A 16,710-nucleotide genomic window follows, 5' to 3' on the forward strand; every position below is an offset into this window, starting at 1 on the left:
TAAACAGACAAGATGAATATTTTAGATAAAATTATAGTTGACAAAAAAAGAGAAGTCATTCTTAAGAAATCAATCATTCCTGTTTTGCAATTGGAAGCTTCGGTTTTCTTTGGAAAAAAGACTATTTCTTTGAGCGATAATTTAAGAAATAGTACTTCGGGAATCATTGCAGAACACAAACGTCGTTCGCCTTCAAAAGCTGAAATAAATTATAGTTTTACAGTTGAAGAAGTAACAAAAGGTTACGAAACGGCCGGTGCTTGTGGAATTTCAGTTTTGACCGATGGAAAATATTTTGGCGGTTCATTGGATGATTTACTGTTGGCAAGAGCCTCCGTTACTATCCCATTATTGAGAAAAGAATTTATTGTTGATGAGTACCAAATCTTGGAGGCCAAAGCACATGGAGCAGATTTAATTTTGCTTATCGCGGCGGTTCTAACCAGAGATGAGATTAAATCACTATCTGAATTTGCTAAAAGTTTGGACTTAGAGGTTTTACTGGAAGTACACAATGAGCAGGAATTAGAAAAATCAATAATGCCTACTTTAGATATGATTGGCGTGAATAACCGAAACCTAAAGACTTTTGAAGTAAGTTTGGATTTCAGTAAGCAACTGGCATCAAAAATTCCGGATGAATTTGTAAAAGTTTCCGAAAGTGGAATTTCATCAGTTGAAGCGATTAACGAATTAAAACCATACGGGTACAAAGGATTCTTAATTGGAGAAAACTTTATGAAAACCGATAATGCAGGTAAAGCGGCTACGGAATTTATTAGCCAATTATAAAATAAGCCCAATGCTTTCAGGGTTTAAAAGCCTGATAGCACCTTTTAAAAAATAAAAAAATGAAAGTCAAAATCTGCGGTATGAAATATCCCGATAATATAATCGAAGTAGGTTCGCTCCTACCGGCATATATGGGATTTATATTCTGGGAAAAATCAGCTCGGTATTTTGATGGTATCATTCCAAATTTACCGAAATCCATTAAGAAAACGGGCGTTTTTGTAAATGAAAATATTTCGGCTATTTTAGAAAAATCGACAAAATATGATTTACAGGCTGTTCAATTACACGGACAGGAATCGGTTGAATTTTGTTCAGATTTAAAAAATAAAATCGACAAATCAATCGAGATCATAAAAGTATTCTCAGTTGATGCTACATTTAATTTTGAGGTACTAAAACCTTTTGAATCGGTTTGTGATTATTTCCTTTTTGATACCAAAGGAAAATTGCCTGGTGGTAACGGAACCACTTTCGACTGGAAAGTACTAGCAAATTACCCCTCAACCAAACCATTTTTCCTGAGTGGAGGAATCGCGTTAGAAGAAATGGATGCGGTAAATGAGATTTTGAAAACTAGTTTACCTATCTACGCCATTGATGTGAACAGTAAATTTGAAATAGAACCAGGATTAAAAAACATACAATTATGTAAAGATGTATTGCAATGCGTCGCTACAGATAACAAAACAAAAAAATAAAATTATGTCATACAACGTCAACGAAAAAGGCTATTACGGAGAATTTGGAGGCGCTTTCATTCCTGAAATGTTATATCCAAATGTGGAAGAATTACGTCAAAATTATTTAAAAATAACAGTCGAACCAGAATTTCAGGCTGAATTTGATGCATTGTTGAAAGATTATGTAGGACGTCCTACACCTCTTTATTTTGCTAAACGTTTATCCGAACAATACAACACCAAAATCTACCTAAAAAGAGAAGATTTATGCCACACTGGTGCACACAAAGTAAACAATACGATTGGACAAATTTTATTAGCCAAACGTTTGGGTAAAAAACGAATCATTGCAGAAACTGGTGCAGGTCAACACGGTGTTGCAACAGCAACTGTTTGCGCGTTAATGGGACTGGAATGCATCGTGTATATGGGTGAAATCGACATCAAACGTCAAGCGCCAAATGTGGCTCGTATGAAAATGTTGGGTGCCGAAGTCCGTCCGGCACTTTCAGGCTCAAGAACTTTAAAAGATGCCACTAACGAGGCCATTCGCGATTGGATCAATAATCCTGTTGATACGTATTACATCATTGGATCTGTCGTGGGGCCGCATCCTTATCCGGATATGGTGGCACGTTTCCAAAGCGTAATTTCTAAGGAAATCAAAGAGCAATTATTAGAAAAAGAAGGTCGTGAAAACCCAGATTACGTTATCGCTTGTGTAGGTGGTGGTAGCAATGCCGCCGGTGCATATTATCATTTTCTTGATAACGAAGAGGTAAATATAATTGCAGTAGAAGCCGCAGGTTTAGGAGTAGATTCAGGGGAAAGTGCCGCAACTTCTGCATTAGGAAAAGTAGGTGTTATTCACGGAAGTAAAACTTTATTGATGCAAACTCCCGATGGTCAAATCACCGAGCCGTATTCTATTTCTGCCGGATTAGATTATCCAGGTGTAGGTCCTATGCATGCTAATCTGTTCGCAACAGGAAGAGCAAAATTTATCTCGATTACTGACGATCAGGCAATGCAATGGGGATTAAAACTATCCCAAATGGAAGGACTTATTCCTGCTATTGAAAGTGCGCATGCCTTTGCTGTATTAGACGAAATGAAATTCAAACCAGAGGATATCGTGGTAATCAACCTTTCCGGTCGAGGTGATAAAGATTTAAATACATATATTGATTATTTTAAATTATAGTTGGGCGCAACCACCTGCAAAAGCTCGGGAACAAAAAAACGGGATAGATGTTGCTTCCAGACCTAGCGCGATAACAAACAAGAACATCGAATTTTAAACTAAATTTTTCAAAACAGAAAACATGGAACAATTATTTGCCTACGGTACCTTAAAAGATAAAGACATTCAAGAAACTATTTTTGGCCGAATATTAAAAGGAACTCCCGAAACATTAGTTGGATATCTAATCTGCGAAATCAATATTGAAGAAGAATTTGGACTTACACAGTATCCAATTATTACACCAACTGAAAATCAGCAGGACATCATTGATGGGATTCTATATGAATTAACGGAGGAACAGCTGCAACTGGCAGACATATACGAAGGCATGCATTACAAACGAATCCAAGTGCAATTGCAGTCCAATCAAACGGCGTGGGTTTATAGCGCTACAACATAAATTTAGTTAAAAACTACTAGGTCAAAAAACAGATTCTAAATCTGATAAAAATACACAACAATGAACAGAATAAATCAAAAATTACAAGAAACTAAAAAGATACTTTCCATCTATTTTTCGGCAGGATATCCAAACCTAAATGATACTGTACAAATCATTCAGGATTTAGAAAAAAACGGTGTTGATATGATTGAAATTGGATTGCCGTTTAGTGATCCGTTGGCAGATGGACCTACAATTCAGGCAAGTTCAACGCAAGCCCTTCACAATGGAATGACAACTCAAGTTTTGTTTGACCAGCTAAAGGATATTCGAAAATCAGTTTCTATCCCTTTAGTGATTATGGGCTATTTCAATCCAATGCTACAATACGGTGTGGAGAATTTCTGCAAAAAATGCGCTGAAATTGGTATTGACGGATTAATCATTCCTGATCTTCCGGTTGATGTTTATGCAGATGAATACAAAGCTATTTTTGAAAAATACGGATTAATCAATGTGTTTTTGATTACGCCGCAAACTTCTGAAGAGCGAATCGGTTTTATTGACAGCGTTTCTGATGGATTTATCTATATGGTAAGTTCTGCAAGTGTTACCGGTTCACAATCTGGTTTTGGAAACATCCAGAAAGATTATTTCAAACGCATTGCAGGAATGAATTTAAAAAATCCTCAGGTAATTGGCTTTGGAATCAACAATGCTGAAACGTTCAACCAAGCGACTGAATTTGCTAAAGGAGCTATTATTGGAAGTGCTTTTATTCAGCATTTAACAGAAAATGGAACTGGAAAAATAGAGGAATTTGTAAAAGCAATTCGATAAAATCATTTCCTATAGAAAATGAAACGGTATTTAAGTTTTTAAATATCGTTTTTTTTATGCTTATCGTAGAATGACGAAGCCCTCCTAATGAACGCGGCACGTGCCCCACAAACCAAAAAAGGATGCCCTTGCATCCTCTTTTCTACCTTTACCATTGCGATACTTAGTATTACTCTTTATGGTTAAACATTTACATCCTCAAGAACGGTTACAAATTCCATGGGATCCAATGCTTCGGCTACATCATTTATCTCAAGTTTAGAAGCCTTAAGAGTATTAAACTTTTCTAGTTGTTCCACTTCTCCTTCTTCACCACTAAAATAAGGAAAAACATCCATAATCGGAGATTCTGAAATAGCAGGTATGGTATAGTCCCCCATGGTGCCTTTCATTACACTAGTTGTGTTATCAAAAGCTTCTTTTACGTCGTTGCCTTGCACCAATAAATACATATTAGACTTTCTTTCTTTGCCGCTTTCTTCATCATAAGCCAATAAAGAAACTTTTGATTTAAACCAACGGTCAGCATTTTCGAAGGGATGTATCTCTGCATAGTTTGCCACTTTTATATTCGTGATTTTAAATTCTTCACTGATATAGGCAGACATCTCTTGATTTATTCTGCTTTCTGCTTCCGTATAGGATAAAGCATCTACCAAATAAGGTTCTGTTGTAATCTTTTGCAATCCAGTATCATCGGTTTTTCTGTATTTTACTTTGCATTCGTACCAAATTGTGCTCATAATATTTTTTTTTAAAGGATGTCAAAGATAGATTTTAATGGAAAATAAATTCACAATTCATAAAATAGATATTCACAATTTCGAATGAATCTTAGCATTGATTTTTTCTACGCTTTTGAATCAGTACTTAAAGCGGATTTGCAATCCTTCTTCGTTCGTTTTTTAAACATTCGTTTTGTTGTAAAACTTATTTTAAACTATTAGAAGCAAAATAGATAAAAAATGCGGCATTCCAGAAACAGAAATTTGGATTTCTATACCAATTTAATAGTTGAAATTAAAAACTCAGACCTAAAATAACTTTTGGTCATTTCAAATGTTTAATGTTAAAACAATGTTAAAACAAAATTAAACAACTGTTTAAGTTAAACACTTGTTTAATTTTGTTTTTTCATAAAATAGATGGTATTGAAAACTGATTTTAACGACAAACAAATTCAAATTCTTAAAGTTGCAGAGACATTATTTGCTGAAAAAGGATTTGATGGAACGTCTATTCGGAATATTTCGAAAGTAGCAAAAATAAATATTGCTATGGTTTCCTATTACTTTGGATCCAAAGAGCGTTTACTGGAATCTCTTATTGTTTACAGAACATCCGATCTTAAATATCAATTAGACAATTTATTGCAAGAAGATCTCTAACCTATCGAAAAAATCAATAAGCTAATTGAACTTTACATTAATAGAATCAATAGCAACAGAGGAATTTACAGAATTTTACACTTCGAATTCACATCCAAAAAAAGAGAGCAAAATCTTCAGGCTTTTTCTGAATTAAAAAAAGGAAACCTCAAATCCCTTGAATCTATTATTGAAGAAGGTCAAAAAAAGGGTGTTTTCAGAAAAGACGTTATTATTCCTCTTATTACTCCTACAATATTGGGTACCTTTTTTCATTTTCATATGAACAAACCTTTCTTTGAAAATTTATTGAATTTAAAAACCGAAGATTTATACAACAATTACATAAAAACTATTTTGACAAAGCACATCCAACAAACTATAAAAGCCCTTCTGATTTATGAAAGTTAGTCAATTAATGCTCTTTGGGATTTTCTTTATTGGGATTTCATCTTTAGAGGCACAGGAAAAAACAAGTTTTACCCTTGATGAAGCCATTCATTTAGCTTGGACAAAAAGCAATGAAGTCAGTTTAGCCAACTCCAAAGTGGCAACTAAACACTATGAATTGCGCTCGATAAAAAACAATCAATATCCTGATTTAAAAGTTTCAGGACAATATCAAAGATTGGCAAAAGCATCGGTCAATTTGAAAATTAATAAAAGTAATGATTCCGAGCCGCTTCCAATTGTAGACCAATTGATTCTTGGTCAAGTTAATGCCAGCGTTCCGGTTTTTTCAGGTTTCAAAATTCAAAACAGCATTAAGGTCTACGAAAATATGTACCAGGCTGAAACAGCAACTGCTTCTCAAACAAAGGAAGAAATCGCTATGAAAGTGATTAATAATTATGCAAATTTATACAAAGCACAAAAAACCATTGAACTGCTAAAAGAAAATCAAAAAAGTGCACAACAGCGTGCCATTGATTTTGGTGAAATGGAAAAAAACGGAATCATTCCTAGAAATGATTTACTGAAATCGCAGTTACAAGTTTCTAAAATTCAATTATCTATAGATGAAGCGGCCACTAATTTAAACATTGTAAATTTCTATTTAGTTACATTGTTGAAATTACCGGTTGAAACAAAATTAGAAGTCCGAGAAAGTGATTTCGCTAACTTTCAAATGGATAACATTCCTACTAATGATGAGCCAGCACTACAAAACCGTAAAGATTTAGAAGCAATTCGGTTTCAGGAAAAAGCAAGTCAAGCCAATATTAAAGTGGCAAAAAGTGCCTATTATCCGGCTATCGCACTTATTGGTGGCTATACTGCATTAGACTTAAAAAATGTAATTACGGTTCAAAATGCAATGAACATTGGAGTTGGTGTTTCTTATGATTTAAGTGCCATACTTAAGAACGGAACTATGGTTAAACTAGCCGAAAGTAAATCACTCGAAGTACAAAATTCTCAGGCAATACTTACCGACTACATTAAAATTCAAGTTCAAAAAGCGATTGAAGACTATGATTTGGCATTAAAGCAAAATACAGTTTACGGACAAGCGTTAGAGCAATCTACAGAAAACTATAGAATAATTAAAGACAAGTACGACAACGGACTTTCTGACACCAATGATTTACTGGAAGCCGATGTAGAGCAATTGGGCTCAAAAATCAATAAGGCATTAGCAAAAGCAAATATTATTCAGAAATACTACGAATTGCTTTCTGTTACAGGACAATTATCACAATCTTTCAATCTTTCAAAAATATAATCATCAATCACATGGAAAAGAAAAAAACAAATACAAAATTTATTATTATCCTAGTGGCTTTGGTTGTATTAGGCGGAACTTATGGTACTTATAAATACATACACTCCCTATCGCATGAAGAAACAGACGATGCCCAAATTGAGAAAAATATGAATCCAATTATCCCTAAAGTTTCCGGCTATGTGGATAAAGTATATATAAAAGATAATGATTTTGTAAAGAAAGGAGATACGTTATTTACAATCGACAAAAGAGATTATCAATTAAAAATTGATGAAGCAATGGCTTCACTAATGGCTGCAGAAGGTAATTTTGAAGTTTCAAAAGCAGATACCGGTACTGCCTTGGCTAATATTTCTGTTTCTGATGCCAATGTCCAATCAGCGGGCGGAAATATCGAAACGGCAAAAATTAGATTAGGCAGAATTACAAGTGACTATAATCGTTATGAAAATTTATTTAAAAATCATTCAATTACCAAGCAACAATACGAGCAGGCTTTAGCTGCAAAACAAGAAGCGGAAAGTCAAATTCGTATTTTACAACAACAGGAAAAAGCAACTTCTTATCAAAAATCAGCTATTGTAGCCAAGTCGAAAGTTTCAGACAAGCAAACAGAAGTGGCTGCTGCCAACATCAAAAAAGCGGAAACAATGCTTGAGGCTGCAAAATTAAATTTATCCTACACTGCAGTTACGGCAGCAATCGATGGTCAGGTTTCAAAAATTGATATCCAGCCAGGGCAATTGGTGCAACCCGGACAATCCCTATTTTACATCATCAATAATTCTAATGCTTGGATCATTGCTAATTTCAAAGAAACACAATTGAACAAAATGGTCGTTGGACAAAAAGTAACCATCAAAGTAGATGCTTATCCTGATTATGATTTTGAAGGTTCAATAACTTCATTTTCTCCTGCTACCGGTTCCCGTTTTTCAATCTTGCCTCCAGATAATGCTACTGGTAACTTTGTAAAAACCATTCAAAGATTACCTGTAAAAATAAGTCTGAACACATCTAATGATGTCGAAAAAATAAAATTATTACGACCAGGAATGAATGTTGATGTTGACGTACATTTAAAGTAAAATGACACAAGTAAAAGTAGAAGATGATTTAGTAGAATATGGCTATCGACGCGTTTTAATTACGATCACAGCGGTTCTATGTGCGCTGCTCGAAATCGTGGATACCACTATTGTCAATGTAGCATTAACAAATATGAGAGGAAGCCTGGGTGCTACTTTAAATGATGTCGCTTGGGTAATTACCGCTTATGCTATTGCAAATGTCATTGTAATCCCAATGACGAGTTGGCTTTCACAGCAATTTGGAAGACGAAATTATTTTGTGACTTCCATTATTATTTTTACGGTCGCTTCCTTTTTATGCGGCAATGCCAATAATATATGGGAACTAATCGCTTTTCGATTTATTCAAGGTCTGGGTGGTGGTGCTTTATTAGTTACGGCCCAAACGATCATTACGGAGAGTTATCCAGTTGCAAAACGAGGTATGGCTCAGGCAATTTATGGAATGGGTGTAATTGTGGGACCTACTTTGGGACCGCCATTAGGTGGTTATCTAGTTGATCATTTTTCTTGGCCTTATATTTTTTACATCAATATTCCTCTTGGTATCATAGCAACTATTTTGGCTTTGAGTTTTGTAAGAAGTCCTAAATATGGTGAAAAGCTGAAAGCCAAACAAGTCGATTGGTTGGGGATTTTTCTTTTAACAGTATTCATTGGTTCATTACAATATGTCTTAGAACACGGACAGCAAGACGATTGGTTCAATAACAACATAATTACAGTATTGACCGTCATATCTGTTTTTGGTTTGGTATTGTTTATCTGGAGAGAGTTGACTTATAAACATCCTATTGTCAATTTGAGTGTTTTAAAAGATGGAAATCTAAGAATTGGAACATTGATGTGTTTTATTTTAGGATTTGGACTTTATGGTTCCACGTTAATTATTCCAATCTATACACAATCGATTTTAGGATGGACTGCCACTGATGCAGGTTTATTGCTTATTCCGGGTTCAATCACTACAGCAATCATGATGCCCATTATCGGCAGATTAATTCAAAAAGGAGTTCCGCAAGGCTATATGGTAGGTCTTGGGTTTTTAATTTTCTTTTTCTTTGCTCTCATGATGCACAATAGCATGACACCCAATACGGGTGTTGAGCATCTCTATTGGGGATTAATTTTAAGAGGAATTGGGTTAGGACTGCTTTTTGTTCCTATAACAACACTTTCACTCTCCACTTTAAAAGGAAAAGATATTGGCGAAGGGGCAGCCTTTACAGGAATGATGCGTCAATTGGGAGGTTCTTTTGGTATTGCTATTATCACGACTTTTATCACACGATTTAGTCAAGAACACAGAGTTAATTTGGTTTCCCATTTAGACGCAAGCAGACTAGAAGTGCAACAACGTGTTTTGATGCTGCAAAAGGGTTTTATGTCAAAAGGATTTACCGCTAACGAGTCTTTGAAAAAAGCGTATCAGGTCATTGATTATTCTGTAATGAGACAAAGCACCGTTTTATCGTATATGGATATTTTTCTGTACCTTGGAATCATGTTTTTATTTTGTATTCCAATAATCTTTTTTATTAAAAAAGGAAAGAACAAAATCAATCCTGCAGATGCCATGCACTAATATTAAATAAAAAAAAAGCCGTTTTCTACTGTAGATAACGGCTTTTTTTTTTTAATAATACGAAGAGATTATCTCGTAAAAACCATATGATTACCTTTTGATAAATTAGCGTCAAACTGATAGCCTTCATAATTGAAACCTTTCAAATCATCAATTGTCTTTGCATCGGTATCAATAATATACCGAACCATCATTCCCCTGGCCTTCTTAGCAAAGAAACTGATTATTTTTAGCGTTCCATTTTTATAATCTTTGAATTCTGGCGTGATTACAGGAACTTTCAATGCTTTGACATCAATTGCTGAAAAATATTCTGTACTGGCTAAATTGATAAACAATTCGTCCTTTTTAAGTTCTTTATTTAAGGCTTTTGTAACCGTTGGTTTCCAAAATTCATATAAATTTTTACGCTCATCAACAGGCAGTTTTGTTCCCATTTCTAATCGGTACGCTTGTATCAAATCCAGCGGTTTTAATAATCCGTACAAACCAGATAATATTCTCAACCTATCTTGCAAGGTTTCTAATTTTTCTATTGGTATTGAATACGCATCTAAACCAGTATATACATCTCCATCAAAAGCAAAAACAGCTGGGCGGGCATTTTCAATAGTAAAAGGTGTTTTCCATTCCTGGTTGCGTTTCCAGTTCAAATCAGCGAGTTTATCAGAAATACTCATTAAACTAGATAACTCGGCAGGTTTTTTTTGTTTCAAAACTTTATGAACTTGTCGCGATTCTTTTAGGAACTGGGGTTCTGTGTGAAGTCTAGTTGGTAACTCTTTTTCAAAGTTTAAGGATTTGGCTGGCGATATAACAATTTTCATACACTATACTCTATCAAGTTCATTTATTAATTGCTTCAAAAGTACAAATTGAAAACAAGAAAGTAGGAAACTAAATATTGATTTGTTTAATAGTATTATAGATAATGAAAATTTGCCACCAAAATTATTTGTGTATTTTTGATATATAAAATAAAACAAACGCCCTTCCACTACTTATGAGTTCAATTAAAATTAGAAAAGCTACACTAGCCGACCTTGAAACGATACAAAATATAAGCACGCAAACGTTTATAGAAACTTTCGCAGTTGTAAATACACCTGAAAATATTGAAAATTATGTGAAGGAAAGTTTCAATTCAGAACAATTGACTTCAGAAATAAACAATATTGATTCTGCGTTCTATCTCGCAACTTCAGGCTCGGAAATCGTTGGGTATTTGAAAATAAATTTTGGCGATGCCCAAACCGAAACTATTAGTAAAAATGCTTTAGAGATCCATCGAATTTATGTTTTACAAGCTTTTCATGGAAAACAAGTGGGGCAACTATTAATTGATGAAGTAAAAAAAATCGCACAAGATACGGGTGTTGATTCCATTTGGCTTGGTGTCTGGGAAGAAAATCACAGAGCACTCCGATTCTACACCAAAAATAGTTTTGTTGAATTTGACAAACACGTATTTACATTAGGAGATGAAGAACAAACCGATTTATTGATGCAATATGTACTAAATAAAAAATAGATGAGCAGTACACAATCCCCTGACCTAAAAAAGCCAGTTCGAATTTTGAATGCTGCCGTAATTGTAGCTGCCTTGGGCTATTTTGTAGACATTTATGATTTATTGCTTTTTGGTATCGTTCGTACCGACAGCCTTAAAGATTTGGGAATTACAGGAGATGCGATTCGAGATCAGGGGGAATATTTGATTAGTATGCAAATGTTCGGGATGCTTTTTGGAGGCATTCTTTGGGGGATTTTAGGTGATAAAAAAGGACGAATTTCTGTTTTATTTGGTTCTATCTTAATTTATTCTGTAGCTAATATTGCCAATGGAATGGTGACCACTGTTGATGGATATGCCATCTGGAGATTAATCGCAGGAATTGGACTTGCCGGTGAATTGGGAGCTGGAATCACTCTGGTTACAGAATCGTTACCCAAAGAAAAGCGAGGCTACGGAACTATGATTGTAGCTTCTGTTGGTGTTTCTGGTGCCGTAGCAGCCTACTTGGTCTATCAGCTATTTCAGGATTGGCGTTTGTGTTATTACGCCGGCGGTGTTCTAGGAATTCTATTACTCTTTCTAAGAATAAGTATTTCAGAATCTGGAATGTTTAAAAAAGTACAACAAAGCGAAGAAAAGAAAGGGGATTTTTTATCTTTATTTCAGGATAAAAAGCGATTTTCAAAATACCTGCAATGTATTCTTATCGGGGTTCCTCTATGGTTTTTGGTTGGAGTACTGATCACTTTTTCTCCAGAATTTGCCAAAGCCTTGGGCGTTCAGGGATTCGAAACTATTGCCGCAGGAAAAGCTATCGCTTGGTGTTATGCCGGATTGGTATTTGGAGATATCACTACAGGATTATTAAGCCAGTGGCTGAAAAGCAGAAAAAAAATCATGTACTTATTTTTAGTTTTCAATCTGATTATGGTCTTTGTGTATCTCAACGCATTTGGAATTACAGCTTCAACATTCTATACCCTGTGCTTTATTATGGGATTTTCGGTAGGGTATTGGGTGTTGTTTGTAACCATTGCAGCAGAACAGTTCGGAACCAATATTCGGGCAACTGTAACAACGACAGTTCCTAATTTTGTTCGGGGTTCACTCCCAATAATCATCTTAATTTACGGCTTTTTCAGAGACAAATTTTTTGATGGAAATATTCTTAATGCTGGAATGATCGTGGGATTAATACTGTCTGCAATTTCTATTTTAGCACTTTGGAAACTGAAAGAAACCTTTCATACCGATTTGAATTATTCGGAACAGGAAACACAACCCTTTCTATAACTTCTTTTTAATATATACCAAAATGGAATATATAATCATTTGTCTGGCCGCATTGATAGGCTCTGGCTTAACATTGTTCTCCGGATTCGGATTAGGAACACTTCTTGTTCCTGTATTCGGACTCTTTTTCCCTATCGAAATGGCTATCGTACTTACAGCAATAGTCCATTTTTTGAACAACCTTTTCAAGTTGTTTTTATTGGGCAAAAGTGCCAATACCAGTGTTGTTTTACGCTTTGGAATTCCAGCAATAGTTTTTGCTTTTCTGGGTGCCTATATCCTTTCATTACTAACCGATATGCCTCCATTATCAGACTATCAAATAGGGAACCACACTTTTGAAATCATGCCCGTAAAGCTTATTATTGGGATTGTATTATTATTATTTTCTCTTTTTGAAGCTGTCCCCAACCTGGCCAATTTACAGTTTGAAAAGAGATACCTTCCTATTGGTGGAATTCTAAGTGGTTTTTTCGGCGGGCTTTCGGGGAATCAAGGTGCTTTGAGAGCCGCTTTTTTGATAAGAGCTAATTTATCAAAACAATCTTTTATTGCCACAGGAGTAGTTATCGCCTGCTTAGTGGATATTTCCCGACTGACTGTCTATTCGAAACAAATAATAAACCAACACAGTCAATTTGATTATACTTTGCTTACAATAGCAACTCTTTCGGCTTTTACAGGCGCTTATTTTGGCAACAAATTGCTAAAAAAAGTAACGATCAAAACCGTTCAAAATATAGTGACAGTAATGCTTATTCTTTTTGCTGTTCTGCTGATTATCGGTATCATTTAAAATGGAATATCAAGAATCCTAAAAAATGGCTTTTGCGTATTTATTTGGGGTCACATTCTTATTTAAAATTAATCAATAACCACTTGATAGGTTGGATCTTCGAGAATATTAACATCTATAATCCCATTCGCATTCTCCAACAATTGATGACAGTCTTCACTTAGATGACGCAAACGAACGGTTTTATTGAGTTTTGCATAACGCTCTGTAATTTTGTTTACCGCATCAATTGCACTCATATCTGTGATTTTACTTTCTCTAAAATCAATAATTACCTCGGTTGGATCATTCGTTACATCAAATTTATCCAAAAAAGCGGTTGTTGAAGCAAAAAACAAAGGACCATATATTTCATAGTGCTTCACCCCTTTCTCATCGATATATTTCTTGGCCCGTATTCTTTTAGCACTTTCCCAAGCAAAAACCAAAGCGGAAATAAGTACTCCAATCAAAACAGCTAAGGCCAAATTGTGCAACAAAATAGTAACTAAAGCCACAACAATACCCACAAAAATATCGTGCTTCGGCATTTTAGTGATGATCCGCAAACTGGCCCATTCAAACGTTCCAACGGCTACCATAATCATAACCCCCACTAAAGCTGCCATCGGTAATTGCTCAATTATTGGGGCACCAAATAAAATGATAAAAAGGATTGTCAGCGCTGCAATAATTCCAGATAAACGCGCTCTTGATCCTGCTGAAAGATTTATTAATGTTTGCGCAATCATAGGACAACCACCCATTCCAAAGAAAAATCCATTCAAGATATTTGCGCTCCCTTGCGCGATGCATTCCCTATTTCCATTTCCTTTGGTTTCCGTGATTTCATCGACTAAGCTTAAAGTCAATAAACCTTCGGTCAATCCGACCGATGCCATGATTAAAGCATACGGAAATATAATTTGCAACGTTTCTAAGTTTATAGGAATATTTGGAATATGAAAGGGCGGAAAACCACCACTCACTGAAGCAATATCATTCACTGTTTTGGTTTCGATACCCAAGAAAAAGACCAGCGCAAATACCACAACAATGGCTACTAATGAAGCCGGAACTACTTTAGTAACTTTAGGAAAAAACAATACAATTCCAATTGTCAATACGACTAAACCCAACATAATTAACATTGGATTACCGGAAAGCCAAACACTTTGACCAGCAACTATCGTTTTGAATTGTTCCAATTGCGACATAAAAATAATAACCGCTAATCCATTGACGAATCCATACATTACGGGTTGCGGTACCAGGCGTATAAATTTCCCCAGTCGCAAAACACCCACTAAAATTTGTAAAATACCCGCTAAGGCAATCGCTGCAAAAACGTATTCCAAACCGTTTGATCTCATTAAGGCAATTAAAACAATCACCGTTGCGCCGGCTCCTCCAGAAACCATTCCTGGCCTCCCTCCTATTATTGCGGTAACCAAACCCATAATAAAGGCGGCATACAAACCTGTTAAAGGTGGAAAGCCTGCAAGTATTGCAAAAGATAACGATTCAGGAATCATGGTCATCGCCACCGTTAAACCCGCTAAAATTTCAGTCTTATAATTTACCCCTTGCTTAAAATCAAAATAACTCTTCATGGTTTGCTTAATAGGTGTGCGAAATGTTAACGTCAGGATTCTTACTATAAAAACCCCAATAAAAGCCAATAAGTACAATACGAAACGTATAAAATAAATTGGTAAAAAGACTAAATCGAGAATCGAATTAGAAAACAGCAAATACTTTTTATCAGAATGGCAAAAGTAAAACTTTTTATTCGATGCTTAAAATAGAAAACGGAATTGCTTAAATTTGAAAAAAATAGCTCTGGTGTGGAAATGCTTAATATGCATAACTAGTTTGGAGCTAAATTCATTTCCCTAAATTCATTAAAATTTATTTTTGACGATTTACAGGTTGCAAAACAAACAATCACAATATGAAATTATTTTATTCTTTCCTCTTTTCCGTTCTCTTGAATATTGGTTATTCACAATCCACCAATGACTACTTTGAAAAGATTAGAGATAATGAGGCTGCCTTAACCGCTTTCTTTTCACACATGCCAAAAGGAGGCGATTTACACCATCACTATTCTGGTTCCATTTATGCTGAGCCACTACTGGAACGTGCTATAGCTGAAAATTTTTATCTCAATACCGAAACTATGAGCGTCTCAAAAGAAAAACCATCAACTGGCAACTGGGAGCAATTCTCAACTCTAAAAAGCAAGGGAACAGTAGACCTTTACAAGCAAAAAATAATGCAAAAATGGTCCGTAAAAGACTACAATAATGTTGACTACCCATCGGATAAGTTATTCTTCGAATCCTTTATGAAGTTTGAACCAGCTATCAAAGGTAACTTTGGACAAGGATTATTGGAACTAAAAAACAGAGCTATTTCAGAAAATGTAAGTTATATTGAAACACAATTAGCTACGATTCCATATGCAATGGATACTGATGATTTAACGAAATTCAATGGGCAATTGCGAAAATTGGCTTTGGTAAAAGATGAAAAAGCCATCCAAAAAACATTGGATTCCCTTTACAATTCATTACTAAAAAAAGAGGCTGTTAGTTTCGCCAAAGAGTATAACACTAATTTTGTAGCCAAGCTTCACAATGAACTTAAGATTGATGATTCACGTTTCACAATGCGCTATCAAAATTTCGTACTACGCTTCATGGAGCCCGTAGATTTATTTAAAAATCTGGTAATTGCATTTATTTCGGCAGACAGCAGTCCACTTATGGCGGGTGTAAACATTGTTTCTCCCGAAGATGGGGAAACAGCTATGAAAGATTATTGGTTGCACATGGTCATGTTCAAATATTGCCATTCCCGTTATCCAAATGTAAAATACACAATGCATGCCGGAGAGCTAACTCTTGGTTTAGTGCAGCCAGAAGAACTAACTTGGCATATTGGCGCTGCTGTCTATACCGCAGGAGCAAATCGTATTGGTCATGGAGTGGATATGGCATATGAACAGAACTCTTATGATTTACTGCGTTATATGGCAAAAAAAACAATTCCGATAGAAATAAACCTGGTCAGTAATGAATTCATTTTGAAAGTGAAAGAAAACCGCCATCCGTTGACGCTATACAAAGAATTTGACGTTCCTATTGTTATCAGCACCGATGATGCAGGAATTTTACGCACCAATATGACAGAGCAATATGTTTTGTTAGCAAAAAGATACAAAGACGTTTCTTATTCAGACATCAAGCAATTTGTTTACAACAGCATCAATTATAGTTTTATAAAAGATGCAGCTGTAAAAAGAAAACTGCTGAAAAATCTCGACTCCAGATTTAAAACTTTCGAATCTAATTTTCCCATGAAATAAATTGGAATCCAACACAAAAAAGTACTTCTCTTACAAAC

The 16,710-nt window shown here is 35.2% G+C and carries 17 protein-coding genes; 14 read left to right on the forward strand and 3 right to left on the reverse strand.

Translation table 11 applies throughout. The features are described 5' to 3' along the window. The first annotated feature begins 12 nt into the window (after window positions 1-12). The 5 genes from trpC (at window position 13) to trpA (ending at window position 3,943) form a co-directional block, all read left to right on the forward strand. Complete coding sequence (gene trpC, locus ACNQGN_RS09875) at window positions 13-792, forward strand: indole-3-glycerol phosphate synthase TrpC (protein ID WP_417987661.1); 780 nt, start codon at window positions 13-15, stop codon at window positions 790-792. Window positions 793-851: 59 nt separating this feature from the next. After that, window positions 852-1,493, forward strand: a complete 642-nt coding sequence (locus ACNQGN_RS09880) for a phosphoribosylanthranilate isomerase (protein WP_417987662.1) — start codon at window positions 852-854, stop codon at window positions 1,491-1,493. A gap of 4 nt (window positions 1,494-1,497) precedes the next feature. Beyond that, complete coding sequence (trpB, locus tag ACNQGN_RS09885; RefSeq protein ID WP_417987663.1) at window positions 1,498-2,679, forward strand: tryptophan synthase subunit beta; 1,182 nt, start codon at window positions 1,498-1,500, stop codon at window positions 2,677-2,679. A gap of 121 nt (window positions 2,680-2,800) precedes the next feature. Further along, a complete protein-coding gene (locus ACNQGN_RS09890; protein ID WP_417987664.1) occupies window positions 2,801-3,121 on the forward strand; it encodes a gamma-glutamylcyclotransferase family protein in 321 nt (106 codons plus the stop codon). A 60-nt stretch (window positions 3,122-3,181) separates the two neighbouring features. Continuing rightward, window positions 3,182-3,943, forward strand: a complete 762-nt coding sequence (gene trpA, locus ACNQGN_RS09895; protein ID WP_417987665.1) for a tryptophan synthase subunit alpha — start codon at window positions 3,182-3,184, stop codon at window positions 3,941-3,943. Between the two features lie 182 nt (window positions 3,944-4,125). Here the strand turns inward: trpA and ACNQGN_RS09900 are convergent, their stop codons facing one another. Continuing rightward, window positions 4,126-4,686 carry a DUF4494 domain-containing protein gene (locus ACNQGN_RS09900; RefSeq protein ID WP_417987666.1) on the reverse strand — a complete coding sequence of 187 codons (561 nt, stop codon included), beginning with the start codon at window positions 4,684-4,686 and terminating at the stop codon, window positions 4,126-4,128. A gap of 408 nt (window positions 4,687-5,094) precedes the next feature. Between ACNQGN_RS09900 and ACNQGN_RS09905 the strand changes: the two genes are divergently transcribed. From ACNQGN_RS09905 to ACNQGN_RS09925, 5 genes are read left to right on the forward strand one after another with little or no spacing between them, the layout of a single operon-like run. Further along, complete coding sequence (locus ACNQGN_RS09905; RefSeq protein WP_417987667.1) at window positions 5,095-5,331, forward strand: TetR family transcriptional regulator; 237 nt, start codon at window positions 5,095-5,097, stop codon at window positions 5,329-5,331. Between the two features lie 12 nt (window positions 5,332-5,343). After that, a complete protein-coding gene (locus tag ACNQGN_RS09910; protein WP_417987762.1) occupies window positions 5,344-5,721 on the forward strand; it encodes a TetR/AcrR family transcriptional regulator C-terminal domain-containing protein in 378 nt (125 codons plus the stop codon). Next, complete coding sequence (locus ACNQGN_RS09915) at window positions 5,711-7,036, forward strand: TolC family protein (protein ID WP_417987668.1); 1,326 nt, start codon at window positions 5,711-5,713, stop codon at window positions 7,034-7,036. Before ACNQGN_RS09910 ends, ACNQGN_RS09915 begins: the two co-directional genes overlap by 11 nt. Before the next feature lie 11 nt (window positions 7,037-7,047). Next, the gene (locus tag ACNQGN_RS09920) at window positions 7,048-8,127 is read left to right on the forward strand and encodes an HlyD family secretion protein (RefSeq protein ID WP_417987669.1); all 1,080 of its coding nucleotides are present in this window, start codon (window positions 7,048-7,050) and stop codon (window positions 8,125-8,127) included. A 1-nt stretch (window position 8,128) separates the two neighbouring features. Continuing rightward, the gene (locus ACNQGN_RS09925) at window positions 8,129-9,715 is read left to right on the forward strand and encodes an MDR family MFS transporter (protein ID WP_417987670.1); all 1,587 of its coding nucleotides are present in this window, start codon (window positions 8,129-8,131) and stop codon (window positions 9,713-9,715) included. A gap of 68 nt (window positions 9,716-9,783) precedes the next feature. Here the strand turns inward: ACNQGN_RS09925 and yaaA are convergent, their stop codons facing one another. After that, window positions 9,784-10,542: a peroxide stress protein YaaA gene (gene yaaA / locus ACNQGN_RS09930; protein WP_417987671.1), complete on the reverse strand. Its 759-nt coding sequence runs from the start codon at window positions 10,540-10,542 to the stop codon at window positions 9,784-9,786. Between the two features lie 176 nt (window positions 10,543-10,718). Here yaaA and ACNQGN_RS09935 point away from each other — a divergent pair, with 176 nt between their 5' ends. Genes ACNQGN_RS09935 through ACNQGN_RS09945 form a run of 3 tightly spaced genes read left to right on the forward strand, consistent with a single transcriptional unit; the run spans window position 10,719 to window position 13,320 of the window. Beyond that, a complete protein-coding gene (locus ACNQGN_RS09935) occupies window positions 10,719-11,246 on the forward strand; it encodes a GNAT family N-acetyltransferase (protein ID WP_417987672.1) in 528 nt (175 codons plus the stop codon). Next, a complete protein-coding gene (locus tag ACNQGN_RS09940) occupies window positions 11,247-12,524 on the forward strand; it encodes an MFS transporter (RefSeq protein WP_417987673.1) in 1,278 nt (425 codons plus the stop codon). A gap of 22 nt (window positions 12,525-12,546) precedes the next feature. Further along, window positions 12,547-13,320, forward strand: a complete 774-nt coding sequence (locus tag ACNQGN_RS09945; protein ID WP_417987674.1) for a sulfite exporter TauE/SafE family protein — start codon at window positions 12,547-12,549, stop codon at window positions 13,318-13,320. 68 nt (window positions 13,321-13,388) lie between these two features. On the opposite strand, the gene ACNQGN_RS09950 is transcribed toward ACNQGN_RS09945, so the two are convergent. After that, a complete protein-coding gene (locus tag ACNQGN_RS09950) occupies window positions 13,389-14,912 on the reverse strand; it encodes a SulP family inorganic anion transporter (RefSeq protein WP_417987675.1) in 1,524 nt (507 codons plus the stop codon). Between the two features lie 341 nt (window positions 14,913-15,253). On the opposite strand from ACNQGN_RS09950, the gene ACNQGN_RS09955 reads away from it, so the two are divergent. Then, window positions 15,254-16,672, forward strand: coding sequence for an adenosine deaminase (locus ACNQGN_RS09955; protein WP_417987676.1), 1,419 nt, complete (start codon window positions 15,254-15,256; stop codon window positions 16,670-16,672). Window positions 16,673-16,710: the final 38 nt, after the last annotated feature.

This window comes from Flavobacterium rhamnosi (assembly GCF_048286515.1).
GTDB lineage: Bacteria > Bacteroidota > Bacteroidia > Flavobacteriales > Flavobacteriaceae > Flavobacterium.

Excerpts from the sequence above, each read along its gene's own strand:
- ACNQGN_RS09915 (WP_417987668.1), top strand. The coding sequence starts at position 5,711 with ATGAAAGTTAGTCAATTAATGCTCTTTGGGATTTTCTTTATTGGGATT.
- ACNQGN_RS09920 (WP_417987669.1), top strand. The coding sequence starts at position 7,048 with ATGGAAAAGAAAAAAACAAATACAAAATTTATTATTATCCTAGTGGCT.
- ACNQGN_RS09940 (WP_417987673.1), top strand. The coding sequence starts at position 11,247 with ATGAGCAGTACACAATCCCCTGACCTAAAAAAGCCAGTTCGAATTTTG.
- trpB (WP_417987663.1), top strand. The coding sequence starts at position 1,498 with ATGTCATACAACGTCAACGAAAAAGGCTATTACGGAGAATTTGGAGGC.
- trpC (WP_417987661.1), top strand. The coding sequence starts at position 13 with ATGAATATTTTAGATAAAATTATAGTTGACAAAAAAAGAGAAGTCATT.
- ACNQGN_RS09900 (WP_417987666.1), bottom strand. The coding sequence starts at position 4,686 with ATGAGCACAATTTGGTACGAATGCAAAGTAAAATACAGAAAAACCGAT.
- trpA (WP_417987665.1), top strand. The coding sequence starts at position 3,182 with ATGAACAGAATAAATCAAAAATTACAAGAAACTAAAAAGATACTTTCC.
- ACNQGN_RS09935 (WP_417987672.1), top strand. The coding sequence starts at position 10,719 with ATGAGTTCAATTAAAATTAGAAAAGCTACACTAGCCGACCTTGAAACG.
- ACNQGN_RS09955 (WP_417987676.1), top strand. The coding sequence starts at position 15,254 with ATGAAATTATTTTATTCTTTCCTCTTTTCCGTTCTCTTGAATATTGGT.
- yaaA (WP_417987671.1), bottom strand. The coding sequence starts at position 10,542 with ATGAAAATTGTTATATCGCCAGCCAAATCCTTAAACTTTGAAAAAGAG.
- ACNQGN_RS09945 (WP_417987674.1), top strand. The coding sequence starts at position 12,547 with ATGGAATATATAATCATTTGTCTGGCCGCATTGATAGGCTCTGGCTTA.
- ACNQGN_RS09890 (WP_417987664.1), top strand. The coding sequence starts at position 2,801 with ATGGAACAATTATTTGCCTACGGTACCTTAAAAGATAAAGACATTCAA.
- ACNQGN_RS09880 (WP_417987662.1), top strand. The coding sequence starts at position 852 with ATGAAAGTCAAAATCTGCGGTATGAAATATCCCGATAATATAATCGAA.
- ACNQGN_RS09950 (WP_417987675.1), bottom strand. The coding sequence starts at position 14,912 with ATGAAGAGTTATTTTGATTTTAAGCAAGGGGTAAATTATAAGACTGAA.
- ACNQGN_RS09925 (WP_417987670.1), top strand. The coding sequence starts at position 8,129 with ATGACACAAGTAAAAGTAGAAGATGATTTAGTAGAATATGGCTATCGA.